Source organism: Nonomuraea sp. JJY05 (assembly GCF_043496855.1).
Lineage (GTDB): Bacteria > Actinomycetota > Actinomycetes > Streptosporangiales > Streptosporangiaceae > Nonomuraea.
Genome location: NZ_JBIEIS010000032.1, coordinates 35763 through 60317 on the forward strand (window position 1 = coordinate 35763; position 24555 = coordinate 60317).

General features: G+C 72.1%; 21 protein-coding genes. 9 read left to right on the forward strand and 12 right to left on the reverse strand.

The window, feature by feature from the left end:
- The first annotated feature begins 46 nt into the window (after nt 1–46).
- The 3 genes from ACFKCF_RS39880 (at nt 47) to ACFKCF_RS39890 (ending at nt 4404) form a co-directional block, all read left to right on the forward strand.
- Entirely contained in the window at nt 47–703 is a 657-nt protein-coding gene (locus tag ACFKCF_RS39880; RefSeq protein WP_319710310.1) for a response regulator transcription factor, read from the forward strand.
- Between the two features lie 99 nt (nt 704–802).
- Entirely contained in the window at nt 803–2707 is a 1905-nt protein-coding gene (locus ACFKCF_RS39885; protein ID WP_394500504.1) for an ABC transporter, read from the forward strand.
- Entirely contained in the window at nt 2704–4404 is a 1701-nt protein-coding gene (locus ACFKCF_RS39890; protein WP_394500506.1) for a GTPase, read from the forward strand. Before ACFKCF_RS39885 ends, ACFKCF_RS39890 begins: the two co-directional genes overlap by 4 nt.
- A gap of 51 nt (nt 4405–4455) precedes the next feature.
- Here the strand turns inward: ACFKCF_RS39890 and ACFKCF_RS39895 are convergent, their stop codons facing one another.
- From ACFKCF_RS39895 to tdh, 4 genes are all read right to left on the reverse strand, one after another.
- Complete coding sequence (locus tag ACFKCF_RS39895) at nt 4456–5622, reverse strand: MFS transporter (RefSeq protein ID WP_394500507.1); 1167 nt, start codon at nt 5620–5622, stop codon at nt 4456–4458.
- Between the two features lie 64 nt (nt 5623–5686).
- Nucleotides 5687–6589, reverse strand: a complete 903-nt coding sequence (locus tag ACFKCF_RS39900) for a LysR family transcriptional regulator (RefSeq protein WP_394500508.1) — start codon at nt 6587–6589, stop codon at nt 5687–5689.
- A gap of 136 nt (nt 6590–6725) precedes the next feature.
- The gene (locus ACFKCF_RS39905; protein WP_394500509.1) at nt 6726–7895 is read right to left on the reverse strand and encodes a glycine C-acetyltransferase; all 1170 of its coding nucleotides are present in this window, start codon (nt 7893–7895) and stop codon (nt 6726–6728) included.
- Entirely contained in the window at nt 7895–8923 is a 1029-nt protein-coding gene (gene tdh / locus ACFKCF_RS39910) for an L-threonine 3-dehydrogenase (RefSeq protein ID WP_394500510.1), read from the reverse strand. The genes ACFKCF_RS39905 and tdh overlap by 1 nt, the downstream gene beginning before the upstream one ends.
- A gap of 231 nt (nt 8924–9154) precedes the next feature.
- Here tdh and ACFKCF_RS39915 point away from each other — a divergent pair, with 231 nt between their 5' ends.
- Nucleotides 9155–10324, forward strand: coding sequence for a Gfo/Idh/MocA family protein (locus ACFKCF_RS39915; RefSeq protein WP_394500511.1), 1170 nt, complete (start codon nt 9155–9157; stop codon nt 10322–10324).
- 17 nt (nt 10325–10341) lie between these two features.
- On the opposite strand, the gene ACFKCF_RS39920 is transcribed toward ACFKCF_RS39915, so the two are convergent.
- From ACFKCF_RS39920 to ACFKCF_RS39935, 4 genes are all read right to left on the reverse strand, one after another.
- On the reverse strand, nt 10342–12003 hold the full coding sequence (locus tag ACFKCF_RS39920; RefSeq protein ID WP_394500512.1) for an alpha-amylase family protein: 1662 nt from the start codon (nt 12001–12003) through the stop codon (nt 10342–10344).
- Nucleotides 12004–12056: 53 nt separating this feature from the next.
- Nucleotides 12057–13220 carry a PucR family transcriptional regulator gene (locus tag ACFKCF_RS39925; protein ID WP_394500513.1) on the reverse strand — a complete coding sequence of 388 codons (1164 nt, stop codon included), beginning with the start codon at nt 13218–13220 and terminating at the stop codon, nt 12057–12059.
- Between the two features lie 63 nt (nt 13221–13283).
- Entirely contained in the window at nt 13284–13508 is a 225-nt protein-coding gene (locus tag ACFKCF_RS39930; protein ID WP_394500514.1) for an EF-hand domain-containing protein, read from the reverse strand.
- Between the two features lie 33 nt (nt 13509–13541).
- Nucleotides 13542–14420 (reverse strand): LysR family transcriptional regulator, encoded by an 879-nt coding sequence (locus tag ACFKCF_RS39935; protein WP_394500515.1) that lies wholly within the window; start codon nt 14418–14420, stop codon nt 13542–13544.
- 62 nt (nt 14421–14482) lie between these two features.
- Here ACFKCF_RS39935 and ACFKCF_RS39940 point away from each other — a divergent pair, with 62 nt between their 5' ends.
- Entirely contained in the window at nt 14483–15463 is a 981-nt protein-coding gene (locus ACFKCF_RS39940; RefSeq protein ID WP_394500517.1) for an aldo/keto reductase, read from the forward strand.
- A gap of 59 nt (nt 15464–15522) precedes the next feature.
- On the opposite strand, the gene ACFKCF_RS39945 is transcribed toward ACFKCF_RS39940, so the two are convergent.
- Both ACFKCF_RS39945 and ACFKCF_RS39950 read right to left on the reverse strand, forming a co-directional pair.
- On the reverse strand, nt 15523–16818 hold the full coding sequence (locus ACFKCF_RS39945; protein WP_394500518.1) for a hypothetical protein: 1296 nt from the start codon (nt 16816–16818) through the stop codon (nt 15523–15525).
- 129 nt (nt 16819–16947) lie between these two features.
- Nucleotides 16948–19221 carry an MMPL family transporter gene (locus ACFKCF_RS39950; RefSeq protein WP_394500519.1) on the reverse strand — a complete coding sequence of 758 codons (2274 nt, stop codon included), beginning with the start codon at nt 19219–19221 and terminating at the stop codon, nt 16948–16950.
- Nucleotides 19222–19397: 176 nt separating this feature from the next.
- On the opposite strand from ACFKCF_RS39950, the gene ACFKCF_RS39955 reads away from it, so the two are divergent.
- Nucleotides 19398–20639: an MFS transporter gene (locus ACFKCF_RS39955; RefSeq protein WP_394500520.1), complete on the forward strand. Its 1242-nt coding sequence runs from the start codon at nt 19398–19400 to the stop codon at nt 20637–20639.
- On the opposite strand, the gene ACFKCF_RS39960 is transcribed toward ACFKCF_RS39955, so the two are convergent.
- Complete coding sequence (locus ACFKCF_RS39960; RefSeq protein ID WP_394500521.1) at nt 20631–21098, reverse strand: hypothetical protein; 468 nt, start codon at nt 21096–21098, stop codon at nt 20631–20633. The genes ACFKCF_RS39955 and ACFKCF_RS39960 overlap by 9 nt on opposite strands.
- 121 nt (nt 21099–21219) lie before the next feature.
- Nucleotides 21220–21840, reverse strand: coding sequence for a hypothetical protein (locus ACFKCF_RS39965; protein WP_394500522.1), 621 nt, complete (start codon nt 21838–21840; stop codon nt 21220–21222).
- Between the two features lie 67 nt (nt 21841–21907).
- On the opposite strand from ACFKCF_RS39965, the gene ACFKCF_RS39970 reads away from it, so the two are divergent.
- The 3 genes from ACFKCF_RS39970 (at nt 21908) to ACFKCF_RS39980 (ending at nt 24541) form a co-directional block, all read left to right on the forward strand.
- On the forward strand, nt 21908–22537 hold the full coding sequence (locus ACFKCF_RS39970) for a helix-turn-helix domain-containing protein (protein ID WP_394500523.1): 630 nt from the start codon (nt 21908–21910) through the stop codon (nt 22535–22537).
- Between the two features lie 79 nt (nt 22538–22616).
- The gene (locus ACFKCF_RS39975; protein WP_394500524.1) at nt 22617–23786 is read left to right on the forward strand and encodes a homogentisate 1,2-dioxygenase; all 1170 of its coding nucleotides are present in this window, start codon (nt 22617–22619) and stop codon (nt 23784–23786) included.
- Complete coding sequence (locus ACFKCF_RS39980) at nt 23768–24541, forward strand: hypothetical protein (protein WP_394500525.1); 774 nt, start codon at nt 23768–23770, stop codon at nt 24539–24541. Before ACFKCF_RS39975 ends, ACFKCF_RS39980 begins: the two co-directional genes overlap by 19 nt.
- The last annotated feature ends 14 nt before the right edge of the window (nt 24542–24555 follow it).

Consider the following 24555-nt stretch of genomic DNA (forward strand, 5'->3'; position numbering starts at 1 on the left):
GTGGCTGGGTCACTCTAAGTAGGTGACGAAACCCGAGGCGCTGATCATGGTGGTGGACGACGAGCCCAGCATCAGGGACCTCCTGTCCGCCAGCCTGCGCTTCTCCGGGTTCGAGGTGCTGACCGCCGCCGACGGCCAGGAGGCCGTGGAGGTGGCGGACCGGGCCTCGCCCGACCTCGTGGTGCTCGACGTGATGCTGCCGGACCTGGACGGGTTCGAGGTGGCCAAGCGGATCGACGCCCCCGTGCTGTTCCTGACCGCCCGCGGCGACACCGAGGACAAGATCGCGGGCCTGCGGGTGGGCGACGACTACGTGACCAAGCCGTTCAGCCTGGAAGAGGTGCAGGCCAGGATCCGGGCGGTGCTGCGGCGCACGCGCGGGGAGGGCGCGCCGGCGAGCAAGCTCAAGGTCGCCGACCTGGAGCTGGACGAGGACGCCCGCGAGGTGTGGCGGGGCGGCCGGCAGGTGCGGCTGTCGCCGACGGAGTTCAAGCTGCTGCACTACTTCATGGTCAACGCGGGACGGGTCCTGTCGAAGGCCCAGATCCTCGACCACGTCTGGAACTACGACTTCGGCGGCGACGCGGGCGTCGTCGAGTCGTACGTGTCCTACCTCAGGCGCAAGGTGGACGACGTCGAGCCGAGGCTCATCCACACCCTGCGCAGCGTCGGCTACGTGCTGCGGGAGCCGCCGCCGGGCTAGGCGCGACACCTTGGCGCCCGCGGTGGACCGCCGAACGCGGCTCACCGTAGCGTGGGTCGTATGGAGCCGCTGGCCGCGCCGGAGACTAGCGTGGGCCGTATGGACCTGCTGGCCGCGTTGGAGGCGCTGCGCCGGCCGCTGGATCGCGAGCTGTTCCCGCTGGCGGTCGGCGAGGTGGCGCAGGACCGGCGTGCGCTGCGCGAGCTGGCCGGGCAGCTCGACGACTACCTGCTGCCCCGGCTGCGCGCGCTCGACGCGCCGCTGCTGGCCGTCGTCGGCGGGTCCACGGGGGCGGGCAAGTCCACGCTGGTCAACTCGCTGGTCGGGGCCGACGTGACCGAGCCGGGCGTGCTGCGGCCCACCACGCTCGTTCCCACGCTCGTGGTCAGCCCCGCCGACCAGGCCTGGTTCATGGGCCAGAACGTGCTGCCCGGCCTGTCCCGCGCCACCGGCACCGGTCCGGGGGCGCTGCGGGTGGTCACCTCCGACGCGCTGGGCGCCGGCCTCGCGCTGCTCGACGCGCCCGACATCGACTCGGTGGTGGTCGCGAACCGGGAGCTCGCCGCCCAACTGCTGGCCGCCGCCGACCTGTGGCTGTTCGTCACGACCGCCGCCCGCTACGCCGACGAGGTGCCGTGGAGCTTCCTGCGCTCCGCCCGCGAGCGCAGCACCGCCCTGGCCCTCGTACTCGACCGGGTGCCCTCGGACGCGGCCGAGCCCGTCTCGCGCGACCTGACCCGGCTTCTTGCGGAGAACGGCCTCGACAGCACGCTGCTGTTCACCGTCCCCGAGGCGGCGCTTGCCTCGGAGAAGGCCAGGCTGCCGGAGGAGACCGTGCGGCCCATCTCCTCCTGGCTCACGGGGCTGGCCACCGACGCGGCGGAGCGGTCCCGCGTCGTACGCCAGACGCTGTCGGGAGCGCTCGACAGCCTGGCCACCCGGGTGCCCGCGCTGGCCGTGGCCGTCGAACGCCAGCAGGCCGCCTTCGACACCCTGCGCTCCGTCGTGGCGGGCGCCTACGCGGGCGGCCTCGCCGACTTCGACGCGGGCATGCGGGACGGGTCGCTGCTGCGCGGCGAGGTGCTGGCCCGCTGGCAGGACTTCATCGGCACCGGCGACCTCATGCGCTCGCTGGAGAGCCGGGTCGGGTGGCTGCGCGACAGGATCGTCGGCTTCTTCACCGGACAGGTGCCGGAGGTCCAGCTCAGGGACGCCCTGGAGAGCGGGGTGGAGGCCCTCATCAAGGGAGCCGCCGACGGGTCCGCCGAACGCGCCCTGGAAGGCTGGTCGGCCGCGCCCGGCGGTCACGGCCTGCTGGAGCGGCTCGGCCCCATGGAGTCCGCCCGCCTCGCCCGCGCCGCTCCCGACGTGAGCAGGCGCGCGGAGGCGACGGTCCGGGGGTGGCAGGAGTTCGTCCTGGACCTCGTACGCGAGGAAGGTCGCGAACGGCGGACGGCCGCCCGCGTGGCCTCGTTCGGGGTGAACGGGGCGGGGCTGCTGCTCATGCTGGGCGTGTTCGCCTCCACGGGCGGGCTTACCGGGATCGAGGTGGGGATCGCGGGCGGCACGAGCCTGCTGTCGCAGAAGCTGCTGGAGGCCGTCTTCGGCGACCAGGCCGTGCGGACGCTGACCGTGCGGGCGCGCGAGGACCTGCGGGATCGGGTGCGGCTGCTGCTGGAGGAGGACTCGAACCGCTTCACGGCCCAGCTGGAGGCGATGGAGCCGCCCCGGGGGACGGCCAACGCGCTGCGCGCCGCGGCCGAGCGCATCCAGGCCCACCGCGCCGAGCTCCCGGCGACGCCCGCGGGCGGGAAAGACGCGTCCGCGGGCGGGAAAGACGCGTCCGCGGGCGGAGAAGGCGCGTCCGCGGGCGGGAAAGACGCGTCCGCGGGCGGAGAAGGCGCGTCCGCGGGCGGGAAAGACGCGTCTGCAGGCGGAGAGGACGCGACCGCGGGCCGAGAAGGCGCGTCCGCGGGCGGAGAGGACGCGGGGGAGACGCCGTGAAGCTGCTGCGCCGCAAGGAGGGCCCGTCTCTCGACTCCCGCCTGGCCGCCCTGCTGGAGGCCGCCGAGCTGGCCGAGGGGCGGCTGCCGGAGGAAGCGGTGTCCGGTGCGCGGACGGTCGCCGAACGGGCCGGCGTACGCCGTACCCTCTCGATCGACCACACCGTGGCCGCGCTGGCGGGCGCGACCGGCAGTGGCAAGTCGTCGCTCTACAACGCCCTCGCCGGCGCGGACCTGGCGGCGGTCGGCGTCGTACGGCCCACCACGTCGGCCGCCCAGGCGGCGCTGTGGGACGGGGAGGGCTCGGGCCCGCTGCTGGACTGGCTGGACATCCCGCAGCGCCACCCGGCCACCTCCGCCTCCGACCTGTCCGGACTCGTCCTCCTCGACCTGCCCGACCACGACTCCATCCAGGTGTCGCACCGCCTGGAGGTGGACCGGCTGGTGCAGCTGGTGGACCTCCTGGTCTGGGTGGTGGACCCGCAGAAGTACGCCGACGCCGCCCTCCACGACCGCTACCTGCGCCCGCTGGCCGCCCACCGGGGCGTCATGCTGGTGGTGCTCAACCAGGTCGACCGCCTGCCGGAGAGCGCCGTCGGCCGCTGCGTCCAGGACCTCCGCCGCCTCCTGGACGAGGACGGCCTGGCGGGCGTGCCGGTCCTGGCCGTCTCCGCCCGCACCGGCGCCGGGCTGGCGCAGCTCCGCGCGCTCCTGAACGACCGCGTCGCGGAACGCAGGTCCTGGTCCACCCGGCTGGCGGCGGACATCACCACCGCCGCCGCCCGCCTCGGCGCGCCGGAGGAGGCCCCGGCGGGTCAGGCGATGGACCGGACGCTCACGGCCGCGCTCTGCGAGGCGGCCGGGGTGCCGCTGATCGTGGAGGCGGTGGCCAAGGGGCACCGGCACCGCGCCGTCGTCGCCACCGGCTGGCCCGTCACCCGCTGGATCCGCAAGCTCAGGCCCGACCCGCTCCGCCGGCTCCGCATCGGCGCCATGGCCCCGGTGGGCAGGCCGGTCGGCCAGCTTCCCGCGGGTGGGGCGTCTGCCGGGTCTCCGGGGGCGCCTGCCGGGTCTTCGGGGGAGGCGCCCGGACCTTCCGGGCAGGGGCCTGGGGCCGAGGTCGTCGGCCGTACGTCCGTCCCGGCGGCCTCGGCCGTACAGAGGGTCAGGGTCGAGACGGCGATCAGGGACGTCGGCGAGGCGGCCGCGGCGGACCTGCCCGGCCCGTGGGCGGCGGCGGTGCGGCAGGCGGCGCGGTCCCGCTCCCAGGAGCTGGCGGACGCGGTGGACCGGGTGGTCGCCACGACGTCCGCCGGCGCGACGAGGCGGCCCAAGTGGTGGCGGGCCGTGAATTTCCTGCAGTGGCTGGTGTTCGCGGCCATGCTGGCCGGCGCCCTGTGGCTGGGCGGGCTGTTCGGGATGGACTACCTGCGCCTGCCCCAGCCGCCGCTCCCGACCGTGGGCGTGGTGCCGTGGCCGACGGTGCTGCTGGTGGGCGGGGCGCTGGCGGGTGTGCTGATCGCGTGGCTGTCGCGGCTGGCCGCCTGGGCGGGCGGCAGGCGGCGGGCCCGGCGTACGGCCAGAGCCCTGCGTACGGCCGTGGGCCGGGTCGGCGACGACCTCGTGCTGGCACCCGTGCGGGCGGAGCTCGACCGGTACGCCCGCTTCACCGAGGCCCTCACCCGAGCCCGCGCGTGACTGCCCGGCCCACCGGGACGGCGCGGTGCCGTCGCGCCGGAGCGGTGCGGCTCAGGCCGTGCCGTCACGCCGGAGGAGTACGGCCGCCAGTGCCGCGCCCGCCAGCGCGAGGCCGGAGGCCGCCAGGAAGGGTGCCGAGGCGCCTAATCGTTCCCCGGTCACCCCGGCCACCCCCGACCCCAGCGCGCTCCCGACGCCGATGACCGTGGAGACCCACCCGAAAGCCTCCGCCTGCGCCCCCGGCGCGAACTCGTCCACCAGCAGCGACGACGTCGTCAGCGCCGGATTGAGCGCCAGCCCCCCGCCGAACAGCACCAGCCAGAACACCGGCCACGACTCCACCAGCGCCAGCGGCGCCAGCACCGCCCCGAGCGCCAGCATCAGCGCCACCAGCCGCACCCCGGGCCGGGACTTCCAGGATCGGACGCCGTAAGCGGCGGCCCCCGCGATGCCGCCCACCGACAGCGCCGCCACCAGCACTCCGGCGGCCGCGGGCGCGTGGCGGTCGGTGGCCAGCGCGGGCACGCCCACCTGCAGCGCCCCCAGCGTCCCGCCGAGCAGCAGCACCACGACCAGCAGCACCGGCATCCGCCGGTCCGTGAACACCCGCCCACGCTCCCGCGCGGGCACGTGGGCCCCCACCCGCAGCGCCCGCGCGAAGCCCAGCGTCCCGGCTCCCGCGGCGACGGTCACCAGGCCCAGCCCCAGCGAGGCCGTGGTCAGCGCGATCACGGCCCCGAACGCCAGCGGCCCCACCAGCATGGCCAGTTCCTGCACCAGGTAGACCAGGCTGTAGGCGGCGGTGCGCCCCTCGTCCGGCACACGGCGCCCCCATTCGAGCCGCATGCTCACGGAGACCGGCGGCAGCCCGGCCCCGGCCACCCAGGCCAGCGCCACCACGACCCACCAGAGCCGGTTCTCGGCGGCCACGACCAGCGCGACGAGCGCGGCCACGTGCACCAGTGCGGTGACGAGGAGCACCGGCCTGGACCCACGCAGGTCCATGAGCCGCCCCTGCACCGGCCGCCCCATGCCGACCCCCATGGCGAACGCCGCCGCGGTCACCCCCGCCAGCGTCAGCGAGCCGCTCGAGCCCTGCACCACCAGCACCGTCCCGATGGGCGCCACCTGCTGCGTGAGCTGCGCCAGGAACCCCAGCACGGCCTGAGCGGGCACGCCGGGCAGGCCGAGCAGGGTTCGATGGCGGGGATCTATCATGGGCCGCACGCTATCCCGAAGATCAGGACACCGCGCAGCCTAGTCCGGATAAATCGGGAGTGTTTCACCCCTCGTCGAGAGAGCGGCCGATCGTGCGCAGCGCCGACAGGAGCGGGCGCAGGAGGGGATGGGCGTCGGAGCCGCGGCGTACGGCGGCGAAGACGCGCCGCTCGGGCCCCGGCGTCCGCCGGACCGCCACCCCGTTCAGCGCCATGTCGCGCAGGGCCAGCCGCGGCACCAGGGCCACCCCCGCCCCCGCCCCGACCAGGGCGACCACGGCGCGGAAGTCGTCGGAGCAGTGGGCGAGGTCCGGCGTGAAACCGGCCTGCCGGCAGGCGAACGTGATCACGTCGTGCACCGGGTTGCCCGGATAGGGCCCGATCCAGGTCTCCGAGGCGAGGGAGGTCAAGGTCGCCTCCGGGGCCAGGGGGTGGTCGTGGGGGAGCACCAGGTCGAACGGCTCGGCGTAGAGGGGCAGCCGGGACAGGCGCCGGTCGGCCGCGTCGGGGGCGCCCCGGTACTCGACCGTGACGGCCAGGTCGGCCTCGCCGTCCAGCAGCATGGCCAGGCTGTGGTCGCCCTCGGCGTCCAGCACGCGTACGTGCAGCCCGGGGGACGTGGCGCGCAGGGCGGCGATGGCGGGGGAGAGCACGGCGCCGATCGCGGTGGCGAAGCAGGCCACGGTGACCTCGCCGGCCTCGCCGGTGGCGTATGCCGCGACCTCGGCCTTGGCGCGTTCGAGCTGGGCGAGCACCTCGTTCGCGTGGCCCAGCATGATCTTGCCGACGGCGGTGAGGCGGACGCCGCGGCCGTCGCGGGTGAACAGCCGGTGGCCCACCTCGTGCTCCAGCGCGACGAGTTGCTGGGACACCGCGGAGGGGGTGAGGTGCAGCGCGGCCGCCGCGGCGGTGACCGTGCCGTGGTCGGCCACCGCCCGCAGCGTGCGCAACCGCCGCGTGTCTATCACGCAGCGAGAATACTCACGCGCCGGTCATGACCACGCACCCGCTGGGCGAGGCCGGCCAGGCAGGACGGCGGGGCAGGACGGCCGGGGCTCTGCGTGGTCACGAGCCCCGGCGATCGGCTGCCATCTCGGGTGGGCGTCAGCCGCGGGCCTGGATGAACGCCTGGACGGCGCGGTCGACGTCCTCCGGGGAGTGGGCGGCGGAGAGCTGGACGCGGATCCTGGCCTTGCCGTGCGGCACGACCGGGTACGAGAAGCCGATGACGTAGATGCCGAGGTCGAGCAGGCGTTCGGCCATCGCCGCGGCCTCGGCGGCATCGCCGATCATCACGGGCACGATCGGATGGTCGCCGGGCAGGATGTCGAACCCGGCCCTGGCCATCTCCCCCCGGAAGCGCGCCGTGTTGGAGCGGAGCTGCTCGCGGGCCTCGTTCGAGGTCTCCAGCAGGTCGAGGATGCGCAGCGACGCCGAGGCGATGACGGGCGCGAGCGAGTTGGAGAACAGGTACGGGCGCGAGCGCTGGCGCAGCAGGTCGCAGATCTCCTTGCGGGCCGAGACGTAACCGCCGCTGGCGCCGCCGAGCGCCTTGCCCAGGGTGCCGGTGATGATGTCGATCCGGTCGGTGACGCCGTGCAGCTCCGGTGTGCCGCGGCCGGTCGGCCCGACGAAGCCGACGGCGTGGGAGTCGTCGACCATCACCATGGCGTCGTACCGCTCGGCCAGGTCGCAGATCTCCCGCAACGGGGCGAGATATCCGTCCATGGAGAACACGCCGTCGGTCACGATCAGCCGCCGCCGCGCGTCCGACGCCTCCTTCAGCCGGGCCTCCAGCTCGGCCATGTCGCGGTTGGCGTAGCGGAAGCGCTGGGCCTTGGAGAGCCTGATGCCGTCGATGATGCTGGCGTGGTTGAGCGCGTCGGAGATCACCGCGTCCTGGGCGTCGAGCAGGGTCTCGAACACGCCGCCGTTCGCGTCGAAGCACGAGCTGTAGAGGACGGTGTCCTCCATGCCGAGGAAGTCCGACAGGCGAGCTTCGAGCTCCTTGTGCACCTCCTGGGTGCCGCAGATGAACCGTACGGACGCCATGCCGAACCCCCACCGGTCCAGCGCCTGCTTGGCCGCCTCGATCACGGTGGGGTTGTCGGCCAGGCCGAGGTAGTTGTTGGCGCAGAAGTTCAGGACCTCGCGCCCGGCGACGCTCACCGACGAGCTCTGCGGGGAGCCGATCACGCGCTCGGGCTTGAGCAGCCCGGCCTCGGTGATCTCATCGAGCGTCGCACGCAGCTGCTGGCGCACGTTCGTGAACATCAGGCGCTCCAATCCAGAATGACCTTGCCCGTCCGGCCGCTCGCGGCCGTGTCGAAGGCGGCGTCGAAGTCTTGGTACGGGAACCGGTCGGTGATGACGGGGGTGAGGTCGAGGCCCTTCTCCAGCAGGACCGACATGTTGTACCAGGTCTCGAACATCTCCCGCCCGTACACGCCCTTGATCGTGATCATGGAGGTCACGACGGTCGCCCAGTCGACGGCGAACTCCTCGGCGGGCAGCCCGAGCATGGCGATCTTGCCGCCGTGGGTCATGTTCGCGATCATGTCGCGCATGGCCTGGGGGTTGCCGGACATCTCCAGCCCCACGTCGAAGCCCTCGCGCATGTGGAGCTGGCGCATGCCGTCGGCGATCGAGGTCCTGGAGACGTTCAGGGCGAGGGAGACGCCGAGCTTGCCGGCCAGGTCGAGCCGCTCGTCGCTGACGTCGGTGATCATCACGTTGCGCGCGCCGACGTGCGTGGCCACGGCCGCGGCCATCAGCCCGATGGGGCCCGCCCCGGTGATCAGCACGTCCTCGCCGACCAGCGGGAAGGACAGGGCGGTGTGCACGGCGTTCCCGAACGGGTCGAAGATGGCGGCCACGTCAGGATGGACGGGGACCCGGTGCACCCAGACGTTGGACGCGGGCAGCGTCACGTATTCGGCGAAGGCGCCGTCCCTGTTGACGCCGAGGCCCACGGTGTTGCGGCACAGGTGCCTGCGGCCCGCCATGCAGTTGCGGCACTTGCCGCACACGAGGTGGCCCTCGCCGCTGACGAGGTCGCCCACGGCGACGTCCTCGACGCCCGGCGCCACCTCGACCACGTGGCCGGAGAACTCGTGCCCGACGATCAACGGGAGCTTCAGGGTATGCCGCGCCCAATCATCAAATTTCCGGATATGCAGGTCGGTGCCGCAGATGCCGGTCCGCAGGACCCGGATCTTCACCTCGCCGGGACCCACTTCGGGCTCGGGCACGTCCACAAGCCAGAGGCCGGCCTCGGCCTTCTCTTTGACCAGCGCTTTCATGGCTCCATTCCCCCCACTCCGAACCTAACGCACTGTGCCCTCTCGCCTCCCGGGATGTCCATCGAGGGATTCTTAAGTGCCCCCACAGCTCCGCTTCACGCCCCAGCAAAGCCGGGTCGTGCGAACTCTCCGGCCCTCCGCATTGCTTAGAGCTGCATGATTCGAGCTATTTATTTGCATAAATGAGTACTAGCCTGACGTCTGCTGTGGCTGGTTCGGGAAGGGACATCAGTGGAAGACCTGCGTATCGGAGTCATCGGCCTCGGCCTGCGGACGAGCCTCTCCCTGCACGCGCACCGGCCGGGCAGGGGCGCGATCGTGACCGCGTTGTGCGACTCCGACCCGGCGGTGCTCAAGAGCCAGGCGGGGCGCTTCGAGGCGGAGTTCCTGACCGGGGACCACCGCGAGCTGCTCGACCGGCCCGACCTCGACGCGATCATCGTCAACACCCCCGACGACACCCACGAGCGCATCGCCATCGACTGCCTCCAGGCCGGCAAGGCCGTCTACCTGGAGAAGCCGATGGCGATCACCGTCGAGGGCTGCGACAACATCCTGCGCGCCGCCCGCGACACCGGCACCCGCCTGTACGTGGGGCACAACATGCGGCACATGGGCGTGGTCCGGCTCATGCGCGACATCATCCGCAAGGGCGTCATCGGCGAGCCGAAGACCGTCTGGGTGCGCCACTTCGTCTCCTACGGCGGCGACTACTACTTCAAGGACTGGCACGCCGACCGCACCCGCACCACGGGCCTGCTGCTGCAGAAGGCGGCCCACGACCTGGACGTCATCCACTGGCTGGCCGGCGGCTACACGACCAGGGTGAACGCGTTCGGCGACCTCATGGTCCACGGCGACCTGCCGCGCCGCGCCCCCGGCACGCCGCGGCCCGACGGGTGGCTCCAGGAGTACGAGTGGCCGCCGACCGCGCGCACCGGCCTGCACCACGTCGTGGACGTCGAGGACGTGTCGGTGATGAACATGCGGCTCGACAACGGCGTCATCGCCGCCTACCAGCAGTGCCACTTCACGCCCGACTACGTGCGCAACTACACGGTCATCGGCACGGAGGGCCGGCTGGAGAACTTCGGCGACGAGCCCGGGGACACGGTCAAGGTCTGGAACCGGGGTCCCACGGCCTACCGGGACGACTGCGACATCGCCTACAAGGTGCCTCCGGCGGAGGGCTCGCACGGGGGAGCGGACGCGCAGATCGTGGGGGAGTTCTGCCGGTTCGTACGGGACGGCGGGGCGACGGACACCTCGCCGGTGGCGGCCAGGATGAGCGTGGCGGCGGGCTACATGGCCACGATGTCGCTGCGTGACGACGGCATGCCGTACGACGTGCCGCCCCTCGACCCGGAGCTGGCCGCGTACTTCGACCACGGCCAGCGCTGATCCCACGGGGACCCGGGTCAGAGGGCCTTGACCGAGGCGTCCTCCGGCGGCAGCTCCCGAGGGGAGGCACGCAGCCAGCGGGAGCCGTACGGGTCCAGCGGGAGCCGTACGGAGCCCTCGGCCGAGACGTCCAGCGTGCCGTCCACCAGCAGGTCCGTGAGCTGGTGGCTCTCGAGCCCCTCCAACGTCAGCTCCACGTCCCTGACGGTGTCGCAGAAGTTGTGCACGACCACCACCGTGGCCCCGTCGGCGTCGGCGCGGTGGGCGAGGACCGCCCGGTCGCCGGTCTCCAGCACGGTGTAGTCGCCCCACGCCAGTTCGGGGCACTCCCGATAGCGCTCGATGAGCAGCTGGAACCAGCGCAGCAGCGAGTTCACGTCCCGCTTCTGGTCGGCCACGTTGACGCGGTCGGGCGCGAAGGAGCCCTCCGGGATCTCGCGTACCGGATCGGCCTGGGTGAAGCCGCCGTCCTCGGACCACTGCATCGGGATGCGGACCGCCATGCGGCCTTCCTCGTCGAGGTTCTCACCCATGCCGATCTCCTCGCCGTAGAAGATCACCGGCGTGCCCGGCAGCGAGAACAGCAGGCTGTAGGCCATCTTCATGCGCCGCAGGTCCCCGCCGAACATCGTCGGCAACCGGCGGCGCAGGCCGCGGCCGAAGATCTGCATGTCCTTGCGCGGGCCGAACGCCTCGAAGATCTCCTGCCGCTCCTCGTCCGTGAGCTTGTCTAAAGTGAGCTCGTCGTGGTTGCGCAGGAACATGGCCCACTGGCAGTCCTTCGGCGGCTCAGGGCGCTCGCGCAGGGCGTCGGCGAGGGGCGTGGCGTCGTGGCGCGCCAGCGACAGCCAGGCGTGCTGCATGCCGATGAAGTCGAAGCACATGGTGATCTGGTCGCCCAGTCCCTCCCCGAAGAACCGGGTCAGGTCCTTGTACGGGACGTTGACCTCGCCCAGCAGGATCGACCCGCCCTTGCGCCGGGTCATGAACGCCCGCAGGTCCGCGAGGAACTCGTGCGGGTTGGCCAGCTTCGGATCGACGTTCTCGATGAGGAACGGCACCGCGTCGACCCTGAACCCGGACAGCCCGAGCTCCATCCAGAAGCCGAGGATGCGCGTGATCTCGTCCCTGACCTCGGGATTGCCGACGTTCAGATCTGGCTGGTGCCGGTAGAAGCTGTGCAGGTAGTACTGTCCGGAGCCCTCGTCGTACTGCCAGACGCTGTTCTCCTTGTCCGGGAAGACGATCTGCGAGGGGTCGTCCGGCTCCGGGGTGTCGGACCAGACGTACCAGTCGCGCATGGGCGAGTCCCGGCTCGACCGGGCCTCCACGAACCAGGGGTGCTGGTCCGAGGTGTGGTTGACGACGAGGTCCGCGATCACCCGCAGCCCCCTGTCGTTGGCGGTGCGCATGAACTCCACGAAGTCGCCCAGCGTGCCCAGCCGTGGGTCGATGCGGTAGAAGTCGGTGATGTCGTATCCGTCGTCCCGGTTGGGGGTGGGGAAGAACGGCATGAGCCAGAGACACGTCACGCCGAGCCCCGCGAGGTAGTCGACCTGCTGCGTCAGCCCGCGGAAGTCGCCCACGCCGTCGTTGTTCCCGTCCTTGAACGTCTCCACGTCGAGGCAGTAGATGACGGCGTTCTTCCACCAGACGTCGGAGGTGTACGTCAGTCGCATGGGTGGCCGCTACCCGCCACGGGCGCGCTCAGGCCGCCGGATCCCCAGGAGGTTCAGGTACGGGCGCTCTCCTGGACGGCCCGCCTGGCCCGCAGCGCGATCTCCAGCTCGAAGCGGATGTCCGGATCGGCGAGCTGGTCGCCGAACAGCTCCTCCAGCTGCCGCAGCCGGTAGCGCACGGTCTGCGGGTGCACGTGCAGCCTGGCGGCCACCTCGCCCGCTCCCCGGCCGTGCCGCAGCCAGGCCAGCAGCGTCTCCGCGAGCCGGTCCTGCTGGGCGGGCCGCAGGTCGGCCAGGGGCGCCAGCCGCGCTTGCGCCAGCGTGCCGACCAGCTCCTCGTCCTTGAACACCACCAGCGTCGCCATGTGGTCCGCGCACCGCAGCGGCCCCCGGGGCAGGATGCCGCGCCGCGACAGCTCCAGGGCCTCCCTGGCCCAGCGCAGCGAGGTCGCGGCGGCCGAGAGGGGCACGGCGGGGCCGATCGCGGCCTGGCGTCCGCGCAGTGCCTGGTCGAGCAGCTGGGCCTGGCCGGGACCGGTGGGGTCGGGCGCGAGCAGGCAGGGCACGGGCCGGTCGAGCCCGGTGAGCACGTCGGGCGGCAGCGCGAGGGCGCGGTAGGCGCCGTGCCGGTCGTCGAACGCCACGCAGGCGACCGTCCTGGGCTGCCGCCACCCGGCGGCCCTGGCCAGCTCGGCGATGGCCTCCGCGCTGGCGGGCGGGCGGCTGAGCAGCAGGTCGAGCAGGCGGCCGCGGCGGCGCTCGGTCTCGCCCGCGGCGTGCGCCCTGGCCTCCTCGAAGCCCTCGGCCGCCGCGTCGGCGAGCTGGTCGAGGTAGACGAAGATGGCCTCGCCCAGGTCGTACAGGCTCTGCGGGGACAGGCGCAGCGGCTCGGCGAGCTCGGTCAGCCGCCGCCAGCAGACCCGGGCGCCGAGCCGCATCGCGGTCTGCAGCGGTTCGAGGTTGCGGCCCTCGGCCGCCTCGCCCTTGCCGATCATGCGGAACGGCTCGGGGTCCCAGGGGGCGCCCGGGTTCTCGACGCGGTCGAGAAAGCCCTCGATGGCCTGCTCGACCGCCATCCTGACGACTTTGATGTAGATCTCGTCCGATGGCCTGGCGTACTCGGGGATCCGGTTCTGGATCTCCTCGATCACCTCTGCCGAGACCCTGCCGATGCCCGCCCTGAGCGCCTGCACGGGGATTTCACTCGTGATGACCATCGCCCCTCCCGTCGCCATTGTGACCCAGGCAACAGGAGAATGTGTAGCAAGAGCTTGTTTTTGTCACTTCTGGAGGAAGGCGGCGAACTCCTCCAGGTCGATCAGGCCGTCGCCGTCCTTGTCGAGCTTCAGCACACCCTCCTGCGCGGCCTCCAGGGACACCGGCTGGCCGAGCACCTCCATCAGCTTCACGAGCTCGACGGCGGAGATGCGGCCGTCCTTGTCGGCGTCGATGAGGTTGAAGGTGATGGCGTAGTCGCTCATGGGGTCGCTCATGGGGTCGCTCATGGGGGGCACCTTTCCACGTGAATGGATGTCGCGTCAGACCTTAGCCGCGACCTGTCGCAGCGCGTCGATGAATGCCATGACTTGTGGGCTGACATCCCCTTCTCGCCACGCGATGGCGAGCTGCCCCGGAGGCAGCCCGCTAACCGGGCGGTAGGCCATCCCGGGCCGGTTGTAGAGGGCGGCGTTCCCCTCGGCCACCAGCACCACTCCGAGCCCGCTGGTCACGGCCTCGAACACCTCCTCCGGAGTGTTCGCGGTGAACCCGACGACCGGCTCGTCGTCGCGGGCGTCCCGCGCGAGCCAGAAGTCCCGCAGCGGCCCGGCCTCCGGCGGCAGCGCGATGAACGGCTCGTCCCGCAGCGCCTCGAACGGGATCTCCGCCAGCTCCGTGAGCGGGTGGCCGTCCGGCATGGCCACCCCTCTGCCCTCGGTGACCAGCACGTACGTCTTCAGCCCCGGCGGCACCGGCAGCCAGATGAACGCCACGTCGGAGGACCCGTCGGCCAGCCCGCCGCTGGGGTCGTCCCAGCCCACCAGCCGGAGCGACACCTCCCATCCCGGCATCGCCGTACGGAAGCGCCGCAGCGCCTCCTGCTGCAGCCCCCTGCCCACGGCCGTCTGCATCCCGATCACCAGCGTCCCGGCGGGTGCCGCGGCCCGCGCGGACTCGACACCGCCCGTCCACCGTTCGAGCAGATCGCGGACGACCGGCAGGAGCGCCTGCCCCTGCCTGGTGAGCACCACGCCGCTGTGCACCCGCTCGAACAACCGGAACCCGAGCTGCCGCTCCAGCACCCTGAGCTGCTTGGACAGCGCAGGCTGGGACACGAACAGCCGCTCCGAGGCCCGCGTCACGTTCAGTTCCTCGGCCACCGCCACGAAGTAGCGCAGCTCACGCAGGTGCACATCCATAGCCAATGGTTATACCAAGAGGTCTTGGACGCGGCGGAGGCGCGCGCAGCAGGATCGAAGCCATGAAGACACGCAATCTTGGCAGCTTGCAGGTCCCCGCCATCGGCTTCGGCGCCATGGTCCTGTCGCCGGGCGTCTACGGGGACGTCGACGACGCCCGCGCCGAGGTGGCGCTCAAGGCCGCGCTCGACGCGGGCGCGACCCACGTGGACACCAGCGACGCGTACGGCGTGGACGGCCACAACGAGCGCCTCGTGGGGCGCGCGATCAAGGGCCGCAGGGACGAGGTGGTGGTCGCGACCAAGTTCGGGCTCGCGATCCCCGAGGGGGAGCCGAGCAGGTCGCATCCGGTCGGGTACGCGTTCAACGAGCTACGGGTGAACGCCGACCCCCGCCTGATCCGGGGCTACGCGGAGCGCAGCCTGCGCAACCTGGACACGGACGTGATCGACCTCTACTACTCGCACTATCCCGACCCCGGCGTGCCGATCGAGGACATGACCGGCGCGCTGGCGGAGCTCGTGCGGGACGGCCTGGTCAAGCACATCGGCCTGTCCAACGTGACGGCCGCCCAGCTCAGGGCCGCGCACGCGGTCCACCCCGTGACGGCCGTCCAGAACGAGTGGTCGATGTGGCGCCCCATCGACCCCGGCCTGCTGGCCGCCGCGCGGGAGCTCGGCGTGGGGATCGTGGCGTGGAGCCCGCTCGGCACCGGCTTCCTGACGGGCACCGTGCAGTCGCTCGCCGAGGGCGACTTCCGGCACAACGCGCCCCGCTTCTCGGCGGAGAACCTGGCGGGCAACAACGACCGCTACGCCCCCATCAGGACCCTGGCCGCGCACCTCGGCATCGCGCCCGCCCAGCTCGCCCTGGCCTGGCTGCTGCACCAGGACGAGCACGTGGTGACCATCCCCGGCAGCCGCACTCCCGCCCACATCGAGGAGAACCTGGCGGCGGCCGACCTCAACCTCCACCCCGACACGCTGGCCAGGATCGACGCGGCCCTCGCGAAGTTCGAGGTGACGGGCGGGACCCTGCTGTGACGCAGCCGGCCAGGGGCGCGGATCGCACCCCTGGCCGGTCTCGTACGTGGGTTTCGGCCTCAGGCCGCGTGCAGGTAGACCTGGCCGAAGACCTCCGACAGGTTCTTCAGGTCGGTGGCCACGTCCACCTCGGGGTTGGCCGGGTCGTAGATGGTCGCCAGGCGGGGGCGGACCGCGTCGAGCTTCTTGAGCTGGTCCCAGGTGGCGTTGGCGGCCCACTTCTCGCCGTACACCCGGTTGACCTGGCCCTGGTCGTTCTGCCAGCGGGACCACAGGGTGACCGTCTCGGCGGCGTCGTCCTGGAGCGGGGAGGCGATGCGCTCGGTGATCGCCTTGGTGGCCTGCTCCTCGGTGAGGTTGGAGGTGCCGGCGGCGGCGAAGGAGGCGTCCTCTCCGGCGATCTGGGCATAGGCGTCCCAGGCGCGGGCGCGGACCTGGATCCACTGGTTGCGCTGGGCCTCGGTGGCGTCGATCTTCCAGGTGGCGTACTCGGTGCCCAGGTGGCCGCCGTCCAGGGCGAGCTGGTCGATCAGGCCCTTGGAGAGCCAGGCGCCGATGCGGTCGGGGTCGAGCAGCGGGTACTTCTTGGTCATCTCGGCCTTGCAGGCGTCGTTCGCGCCGCAGCCGAACAGCGGCACCACCGTGTGCGCGGCCAGCTTCTTGCCCGGCACCGCGGTACGCAGCGCGACCGTGGCCTCATTGACGAACTTGTCCAGCTCGTCCACTGTCGCGAACGTCTTGTTGTAGCCGAGCTGCGAGGTGAACCGGACGCCGACCACGCCGGGCTGCGTGGCGACCAGCGCGGCGATCTTCTTGACGCCCTCGGCCAGCTTGCCGGCCTTGTAGTCGTCGGCCAGTTCGGTCTCGATCCAGAGACGCATCGTCGTCTGGACGGCGGCCTGCGCGGCCTTGCCGGCCGGGCTCTCCTGCGCGGACTCCTTGTCGGCGGCGCTGATGCCGGTGGGGTCGACGTAGCCGCACTGGTCGCCGTTCTGGCACTCAGGCGTGCCGCCGTCCTCGGCGCCCGGGACGTCCGGGGAGTCGACGTCGTGCATCTCGCCGTCGCCCTCGGAGTCGGTCGGGCAGGAGTTGCCCTCTTCGGTGCAGTCCACCATGATCGGGTTCTGGGGACCGGCTTCCTGCATGTGCTCGCCGTCGTTGTCCAGCCAGAACCTCGCAATGTCCGCGGCCTCCTCGGGGGTGGCCAGCCACCGGCAGACGACGTACGCCGGGGTGTCGTCGGACATCAGGTCGTTACAGCTTCGGGGGTCGTCCTCCGACCACGCCGGAATGCCGACGCCCAGGAGCGAGAGGGCTAATCCGATGACGAAGATCTGCCGCAGCCGCTTTCGCATGGCACCTTTACTTCCAGGGGATGATCGTGGGCATACCGCACACTATCCGGACGATCAATAACGTTCAATGAGATCTATGGCTTCTTCACGCACAATTCGACGCGAAGTAGCCGTCCCAGTTGCGAGAACTCAGTCGTCCACCTCGACCCACGTCCAGCCGGCGCCGCCGGGGTCGGCGCGCACCGCCCGGGTGCGCCCCTCCGCCACCTTCACCCATACCGGCTGCGGGGGCTCGGCGGGCACGGGCACCGGATCGGTGTCCGCGCCGAAGACGGCCGGCCGCCCCTTGACGGTGATCGCGGGCCGCCCGGCCGTCAGCGGGCGCCGATCGCCCTGCCCATTGCTCTGGGGAGGGGGCGCGAGCGAGGGCCGCTCGCCGGGTGGCTCGACTTCGCTGACGTTCGGGGACGCGGCCGGGCAGACCCCGCGGGCGCGCAGCGGCCACCAGATCGCCGGGCCCAGCAGGCTCATGGCGGCGGGCATCAGCAGCAGCCGCACCAGCACCGCGTCCACCGCGACCGCCACGCACAGGCCCACCCCGAGCAGTCGCACCACCGCGATCCCGGCCGTCGCGAACGCCCCACCGACCGCCACCACCAGCAGCGCCGCACCGATGATCACCTCCCGTGGCACCGTGGAGTCCCCCGTACGTGCCTCCGAGACCAGGAACACCTGGTGGACGGCCGACAGCCCGGACGCCACGACCGCGATCAGCAGCGCGACGGAGACGTCCAGGGGCCCCGCGAAGCCCAGGAAGCCACTCCGGAACACCCACCCGATCACCCCGAACGACGCACCGGCCGACAGCACGCTGGCGACCATCGCGGGAACGGGCAGCACCAGCGATCCGAAGGCGAGCGACAGCAGCACCGCCATCGCCGAGCAGACGACCACCGCCACCCACGGCAACGTGCCGGAGAGGCCGGCCAGGAGGTCCAGCCGCGCCGCGACGGGCCCGCCGATCACGACCTGCCGGACGTCCGGCCCCGCGGTCGCGGACCTGATCGCGGCGACCAGGTCCGCGGCCAGCGCCGACATGGGATCGAGGTCGTGGCGGACGGCCAGCCGCACGGCGCGGTTCGGCCGCGAGAGCCCGGCCATCTCGACCCCGGTGACGTGCGGCAGCCGCTCCAGCCGCTCCGTGATCGGGCGGACGTCCAGCGCGGTGACGGCGGTGCCGTCCAGCGGCTCGACCACGACGTGCACGTCGATCGGCGACAGGGCGTTCCTGGCGAAGTCGCGGTCGATCCTCTCGGCCACCCGGCGGCCCTCGGAGGCGGCGGGCAGGGCCCGGTGGTCCGCGTTCCCGAACTCGACGCTCAGGAGCGGTCCCGCCAGCGCGACCAGCACGACCGTCACCGCCACCACGTACACGACCGGCCGGCGCGCCACGCCGTCCCACAGCCCGCCGTCCCGCCGTACGGACAGGGGCCTGACCCGCAGCGCGTCCACGCGCCGTCCGAGCACCCCCAGCAGGGCGGGCGCCACGAGGATCGCGACCGCCGAGGTGACCACCGCCACGGCCGCCGCCGCCAGGCCGAGCGAGCCCAGGAACGGCTGCGGGAAAAGCAGCAGTCCCAGCAGCGGCACGGCCACGTTCACCCCGGCGACGGCCACGGTCCGCCCGGCCGTGGCCACCGTGCCCGCCACGGCCTGCTCGTCCGACGCCCCGCCCCCGATCTCCTCCCTGAACGCCCTGAGCAGGAGCAGCGAGTACGCCGCCGCCAGCCCGAGCCCGAGGAGCACGACGGCGTAGAAGGGGTAGACGGACACCTCGGGCAGCAGCGCCAGCGCGCCGAGCACCGCGAGCACCCCCACGACCAGCGGCAACAGGGCTGCCACCAGGCTCCCGAACACCGCCGCGAGCAGCACCAGCAGCACCGGCGCCGCGACGGCCGCCGCGCGGGTCAGGTCGCCGGCGGCCTCGTCGTCGAGCTCGGCCTGCACCGGCACCGGCCCGCCGACCGCGACGTTCAGGTTCCGGACGGTCCTGAGCCGCGCCGCGACGGCCGCGTAGCTCGCCCGCTTGGCGCCCTTGAGCGTGACGATCGCGTACGTCGAATGCCCGTCCCTGGACACCATCGCTTTCGACCCGGTCGTCCAGTACGTGACCATCCCGCGCACGTACTCGGCCGGCAGCCCGCGCAGCGAGTCGTGCACCGCCTTCTTGTAGCGCGGGTCGCGCACCTTGACCGCCGGGTGCCGGTAGAGGACGACCACGTCGGGGCTCTGACCGGCGTACCACTCCGCGCTCCAGCGCGCGGCGGTCGCCGAGTCGGCGCGCGGGTCCTCGAAGCCGCCGCCCACCGCCCGCCCGGACAGCGCCAGCGGCGCGACGAGCAGGGCCGCCACCAGGCTCAGCGCCAGCAGCGTCCATCTACCGCGATAGACCAGCCGCCCCAATGGAGTCCCCTCGCCGACAGCAGGGTCCTAGCAAATTACGGGAGAACGAGGCTGGATTCTTGCCAAACGCGCACATATTCCGCCTCAGCTCTTGTTAGCGGACCAATATTCAGGCGACATGGGCGGACCAACCCGGCAGAATAGCGGGGTTTGACTGTTTTCAGGGGGGCAGGTCGGTGCACAGTTATCTACGCGATCTCGGGCTGCTCCGGGATCGCCGTTTCGCGCTGCTGCTGTCGGCGCGGACTCTCTCGGTCCTGGGCAGCGCGTTCGCACCGGTGGCCCTGGCGTTCGGCGTGCTCGGCCTGCCCGGCGCCACCGCCTCGACCCTGTCCGTCGTGCTCACCGCCGAGGCGGTGCCCATGATCGTGTTCATCCTGTTCGGCGGGGTGCTCGCGGACCGGCTGCCGCGCAAGTGGGTGATGATGGCCGGTGAGTCGCTGATGGCGGCAGGGTTCTTCGCGCTGGCCGCGATGCTGCTCACCGGCTGGACCCCGCTGCCCGCGCTGTCCGCGGCGGCGGCGCTGACCGGGGTGGGCACGGCGATCATGTTCCCGGCGCTGACCGGGATCATCCCCGAGGTCGTGCCGCCCGACCGGCTGCAGGCCGGCAACGCCCTGCTGGGCCTCGGCCAGAACGCCTCGCGGGTCGCGGGCGCGGTGCTGGGCGGCTTCACGGTGGTGCAGGTCGGCGGGGGCTGGGCGCTGGTGGTGAGCGGCGCGATGTTCGCGGTGGCGGGCGCGCTGCTGGCGCTGCTGCGGATGGAGCCGGTCACGAACCGGTCGGAGCGGCACTCGGTGCTGGCCGACCTGCGGGACGGCTGGCGGGAGTTCAGCTCGCGGCAGTGGATCTGGGTGGTGGTCGCGCAGTTCTCGCTGATGGTCATGGCCATCCAGGCCGGTCACGGGGTGCTCGGCCCGCTGATCGCGAAGGAGACCCTGGGCGGTCCCGCGGCCTGGTCGGCGTTCCTGGCGGGCGAGGCGGTCGGCACGATCGTCGGCGTGCTGGTCGCGATGCGGCTGCGGCCGCGCCGGCCGATCCTCGTGGCCGTGCTGCTCTGCCTGCCGCCCGCGCTGCCGTACGTGTTGCTCGGGCTGGACGCGCCGCTCTGGGCGATCGTGGCCGGGGCGTTCGTGCTGGGCGTGTGCTTCGACGTGTTCGGCGTCCTGTGGCAGACCACGATGCAGCGCGAGGTCCCGGCCGAGTCGCTGTCGCGGGTGAGCTCGTACGACGTGCTCGGGTCGATGATGTTCGGGCCGATCGGGCTGCTGCTGGCGGGGCAGGCGGCCGACCTGTTCGGCACGGAGGAGACGCTGCTCGCCTGCGCCGTCATCATCGTGCTGTCCACCCTCGCCGCGCTGCTGGCCCCCGGGGTGCGCAACCTGCGCGCCCCCGAGCGGGAGCCGATCTCAAGCTGACCTGAAGTAGGCGTTGGCCCTGGGCTGGAACATCAGCGTCACCGCCCCCAGCACGGCGACCACGTGCAGGATCCTGCTGCCCGCGAAGACCAGCCCCATCGCGTCCGCCCCGGCGACGGCCTCGCCGATCGAGCCGCCGGCCAGTAGCCACTGGACGGGACCGATCACGAGTGAGAGCGTACCGAAGACGCCGAGCGTCACGGCGAGGGTCAGGCGGGCCCAGTTCGCCCCGGCCTTGAGCCGCAGCGCCAGGAAGACGGCCCCCGCGAACACCGCCAGCCGGATCCCGACCTGCGGCAGCAGGCCGGCGACCGTGGAGGGGTCCGTGAACAGCTGCTCGGAGACCACCAGCACGGTCTCCAGGGCCCCGAAGGCGACGGCGACCAGCCAGAGCATGGCAGCGGTGTGGACGACGGGCGGCGGGTCGGTTCTGCGGGTGTCGTCGAGGACGGTGGTCATGGCGTGCCTCCAAGGGTGAAGTGGCTACGCCTGAAGTGTCCGCTTTCGGGCGGGGTGGGGGCATGCCCGCTGGCCGCCGAGTTCCGGTGAGGCGAGCCCTACCACGCGTGCGCCGGAAGGCTCAGACGATGATGAGCCGTACCACGACGCCCGCGCAGTTTCCCGCCACGCAGATCCGCACCGGCACCTCGGAGATGCCCGCGGCCGCGGGCACGCCGCTCACATGGCCGTCCGGCCCGATGATCACGTCGCGGGGCAGCTTGGCGCGGTCGGTCACGGTGAACGTCGGGATCGCGCCGGCCGGGCCGCCGTTGATGCCGATCTCCCCGCTCAGCGGGCTGCCGGCCCGGCCGGGGAAGGTCAGCTCGCGCGGCTCCCACGGCACGTTGCCGAGCACGACGAAGGTGAGCCGCTGGTCCTGGCACGTCTGTCCCGCGCACAGCCGGACGGCGGCGAGGTAGGTGCCGGAGCGCTGCGGGGTGCCGTACAGCCGGCCGTCCCGGTCGACCCTGATCCCGTCGGTGAGATAGCCGGGGTGGAACGTGACGCCCTTGGCGGTGGGCAGGAGCCGCTGGTGCACCTCGATGCCCTCGGTGACGTAGAAGGTGTCCTCGACCAGGCTTTCCTTCACGGGGTCGAGGGCGAGCTGCCGGGACATCGGCGTCATGGTGAGCGAGGGCACGGCAGCCGACAACGCGCACACGGCGAAGCCGGCGAGCAGGAACAGCCACCACTGCCGCATCGTCACCCCTACCTTTCCCCCGGTAAGTACCCTCACCAGCGCGAACAGTCACTGGATAATCGTTCGCATGGCCGCTGAATCCGCTCAGACCCTGGAACGCGGGCTTCGCCTGCTGAGACTGCTCGCCGACGGGAAGGGCGGCCGGACGCCGACCGAGCTGAGCGCCGAGCTGTCGCTGAGCCGTCCCGTGGTGTACCGGCTGCTGACGACGCTGATGAACGAGGGGTTCGTGCGGCGGGACGCCGAGGGGCGGGTGCACCTCGGGTTCGGGGTGCTGGTGCTGGCGCAGGCCGTGCAGCCGCTGCTGCGGGCCGCGGCGGTGCCGACGCTGCGGCGGCTGGCCGAGGACGTGGGCGCGACCGCGCACCTGACCGTGGCCGAGGGCGACGACGGGCTGGCTGTGGCGGTGGTGGAGCCGTCCTGGACCGACATGCACGTGGCCTACCGCGAGGGCTCGCGCCATCCGCTGACGAAAGGCGCGGCGGGGCAGGCGATCCTGGCGCTGCGCGAGGGACGTGACGACTACTTCGCGACGGAGGGGCAGTTGCAGGAAGGGGCGCGGGGCGTCGCCGCGCCCGTCACCGGGCTGCCCTGGTTGGAGGCGTCGGTGGGGGTGGTGACGTTCGGGCCGCTCGAGGAGTCCACGGGCCCTCGGGTGGTCGCCGCCGCCGCCGAGCTGGCCGCCGCGCTGGGTTGACATCTCCAGGCCGATGGCGGACGGTTGTTGCATATAGAGGACACTTCCGTCCGGTAAACGGACACTATGGAGGCAGCGGATGCCGTACTACCGCGTCGTTGGGGAGGTGCCGCGCAAGCGGCACGTGCAGTTCAGACGGCCGGACGGCGGTCTCTACGCCGAGGAGCTGATGGGCGAGGAAGGCTTCTCGTCCGACTCCTCGCTGCTCTACCACCGCTACCTGCCGACCGCGATCGTCAAGGCGGAGGCGGTCACGCCGACGGTGGAGACCCGGCTGGAGCCCAACCTGCCGCTCTCGCCGCGCCATTTCCGCACGCAGGAGCTGTCCAGCGCGGGCGACCTGGTCACCGGGCGCATGCTGCTGGCGGGCAACGGCGACGTCCGATTGTCGTACGCCACCAGCGACCGGCCGAGCGAGCTCTACCGCAACTCGATGGGTGACGAGTGCGTCTACGTTCAGGGCGGCCGGGTCCGCTTCGAGTCCACGTACGGCGTGATCGAGGCCGGCGAGGGCGACTACGTCGTGATCCCGACCGGAACGATCCACCGCTGGGTGCCGGACGGCCCGGTCAGCGTGCTGGCCATCGAGGCGGGCGGGCACATCAGGCCGCCCAAGCGCTACCTGTCGCAGTACGGGCAGTTCCTGGAGCACGCGCCCTACTGCGAGCGCGACCTGCGCAGCCCCGCCGAGCCGTTCACGGTCGAGGGCGAGGAGGTGCCGGTGCTGGTGCGCACGCGGGGCGGGCTGAGCAGGCTGGTCTACCGCAATCACCCGTTCGACGTGGTGGGCTGGGACGGCTACCTCTACCCGTACGCGTTCAACATCGACGACTTCGAGCCGATCGTGAAGAAGACGCACGCGCCGCCGCCCGTCCACCAGACGTTCGAGGGGCCGGGGTTCGTGGTGTGCTCGTTCTGCCCGCGCCCGCTCGACTTCCACCCGGAGTCCGTGCCGATCCCGTACAACCACCACAACGTGGACTCCGACGAGTTCATGTTCTACGTGGGCGGCGACTACTCCGCGCGCAAGGGCTCGGGCATCGACATCGGCTCCATCTCGCTGCATCCCGCCGGGTTCACGCACGGGCCGCAGCCCGGTGCGGTCGAGGCGGTGATCGACGCGGTCTCCCGCGGCGTCACGACGACGAGCGAGAAGGCCGTCATGGTGGATACGTTCCGCCCGCTCGACCTCGGCCAGGGCGCGCTGTCCTGCGAGGACACCGGCTACGCGTGGACCTGGTCACGATGAGCGTCTACACCGAACTCGTGGACGACGCGGGCCTGTTCCCGCCGACGTCCCTGCACATGGACGAGGCGCTGGCACGCAACCGGCGCGACCTGGAGCACGGCAGCTCCGTGCTCACGCACCGGTTCCTGTGCCCGGCCAGCCGGCTGCACCGGCTGCGCGACATGGAGTACCTGCCGCGGCGGATCGGGCTGATCCTCGACCAGGAGGAGGTGCCCCCCTTCGACGACCTGCCCGTGGACTTCGTCGAGACCCGGCTGCCGCCGGGCCTGACGATCGAGGCGCTGGCCGGCCGGCTCCGGCTGCCGGCGGGCGTGCGGCTCTTCGTGGAGGTGGCGGCGGGGAAGGTGAGCGTCGAGGTGCCCGGCGGGGTGGGGCTGAAGGTGCGCTGCGGCGGGCTGACGGCCGACGCGTTCCCGCCGGCGGAGCATCTCGCGGCGTTCATCGTGTTCTGCGTCGAGCACGACGTCCCGTTCAAGGCCACGGCCGGGCTGCACCACGCCGTACGCCACTTCGACCCCACGCTGGGCGTCGACCGGCACGGCTTCCTGAACCTGGTGCTCGCGGTCTGCGAGGCCGTGGACGGGCGCGACCCGGTGCCCGTGCTGCGGGCCACCGACGTCGGGCATCTCGTACGGCTCGCGCAGGCCGTACCGGACGAGACCGCGAAACGGGCGCGGGCGCTGCTGGTGAGCTACGGCTCCTGCAGCACCAGCATCCCCGTCGAGGACCTGCGCACACTGGGGCTGATCGCGTGACGGAGGGAAGTTTC

What these genes read in the sequence shown, in the direction of transcription:
- ACFKCF_RS39940 (WP_394500517.1), top strand. Translation starts at nt 14,483, where the DNA reads ATGAAGACACGCAATCTTGGCAGCTTGCAGGTCCCCGCCATCGGCTTC.
- ACFKCF_RS39925 (WP_394500513.1), bottom strand. Translation starts at nt 13,220, where the DNA reads ATGGTCATCACGAGTGAAATCCCCGTGCAGGCGCTCAGGGCGGGCATC.
- ACFKCF_RS39880 (WP_319710310.1), top strand. Translation starts at nt 47, where the DNA reads ATGGTGGTGGACGACGAGCCCAGCATCAGGGACCTCCTGTCCGCCAGC.
- ACFKCF_RS39885 (WP_394500504.1), top strand. Translation starts at nt 803, where the DNA reads ATGGACCTGCTGGCCGCGTTGGAGGCGCTGCGCCGGCCGCTGGATCGC.
- tdh (WP_394500510.1), bottom strand. Translation starts at nt 8,923, where the DNA reads ATGAAAGCGCTGGTCAAAGAGAAGGCCGAGGCCGGCCTCTGGCTTGTG.
- ACFKCF_RS39930 (WP_394500514.1), bottom strand. Translation starts at nt 13,508, where the DNA reads ATGAGCGACCCCATGAGCGACCCCATGAGCGACTACGCCATCACCTTC.
- ACFKCF_RS39935 (WP_394500515.1), bottom strand. Translation starts at nt 14,420, where the DNA reads ATGGATGTGCACCTGCGTGAGCTGCGCTACTTCGTGGCGGTGGCCGAG.
- ACFKCF_RS39965 (WP_394500522.1), bottom strand. Translation starts at nt 21,840, where the DNA reads ATGCGGCAGTGGTGGCTGTTCCTGCTCGCCGGCTTCGCCGTGTGCGCG.
- ACFKCF_RS39905 (WP_394500509.1), bottom strand. Translation starts at nt 7,895, where the DNA reads ATGTTCACGAACGTGCGCCAGCAGCTGCGTGCGACGCTCGATGAGATC.
- ACFKCF_RS39945 (WP_394500518.1), bottom strand. Translation starts at nt 16,818, where the DNA reads ATGCGAAAGCGGCTGCGGCAGATCTTCGTCATCGGATTAGCCCTCTCG.
- ACFKCF_RS39970 (WP_394500523.1), top strand. Translation starts at nt 21,908, where the DNA reads ATGGCCGCTGAATCCGCTCAGACCCTGGAACGCGGGCTTCGCCTGCTG.
- ACFKCF_RS39920 (WP_394500512.1), bottom strand. Translation starts at nt 12,003, where the DNA reads ATGCGACTGACGTACACCTCCGACGTCTGGTGGAAGAACGCCGTCATC.
- ACFKCF_RS39960 (WP_394500521.1), bottom strand. Translation starts at nt 21,098, where the DNA reads ATGACCACCGTCCTCGACGACACCCGCAGAACCGACCCGCCGCCCGTC.
- ACFKCF_RS39975 (WP_394500524.1), top strand. Translation starts at nt 22,617, where the DNA reads ATGCCGTACTACCGCGTCGTTGGGGAGGTGCCGCGCAAGCGGCACGTG.
- ACFKCF_RS39895 (WP_394500507.1), bottom strand. Translation starts at nt 5,622, where the DNA reads ATGATAGATCCCCGCCATCGAACCCTGCTCGGCCTGCCCGGCGTGCCC.